Annotated in this window: 1 rRNA gene; it reads right to left on the reverse strand. The window is 52.8% G+C overall.

Annotated features, from left to right (window positions below):
• Window positions 1-693, reverse strand: a 16S ribosomal RNA gene (locus JMW94_RS14740); the annotation flags it as partial.

The following is a 693-nucleotide window of genomic DNA, read 5'->3' on the forward strand; positions in this document are numbered from 1 at the left end:
CCACTTCTGGTGCAATCAACTCCCATGGTGTGACGGGCGGTGTGTACAAGGCCCGGGAACGTATTCACCGCGGCATTCTGATCCGCGATTACTAGCGATTCCTACTTCATGGAGTCGAGTTGCAGACTCCAATCTGGACTACGATAGGCTTTTTGAGATTCGCATCACATCGCTGTGTAGCTGCCCTCTGTACCTACCATTGTAGCACGTGTGTAGCCCTGGTCGTAAGGGCCATGATGACTTGACGTCGTCCCCGCCTTCCTCCAGTTTGTCACTGGCAGTATCCTTAGAGTTCCCGGCTTAACCCGCTGGTAACTAAGGACAAGGGTTGCGCTCGTTGCGGGACTTAACCCAACATCTCACGACACGAGCTGACGACAGCCATGCAGCACCTGTATTCTAATTCCCGAAGGCACTCCCGCATCTCTGCAGGATTCTAGATATGTCAAGACCAGGTAAGGTTCTTCGCGTTGCATCGAATTAAACCACATGCTCCACCGCTTGTGCGGGCCCCCGTCAATTCATTTGAGTTTTAACCTTGCGGCCGTACTCCCCAGGCGGTCTACTTATTGCGTTAGCTGCGTCACTAAGTCCTCAAGGGACCCAACGACTAGTAGACATCGTTTACGGCGTGGACTACCAGGGTATCTAATCCTGTTTGCTACCCACGCTTTCGAGCCTCAGTGTCAGTAT

It is taken from the genome of Psychrobacter immobilis, assembly GCF_904846185.1.
GTDB classification, from domain to species: Bacteria; Pseudomonadota; Gammaproteobacteria; order Pseudomonadales; family Moraxellaceae; genus Psychrobacter; species Psychrobacter immobilis_B.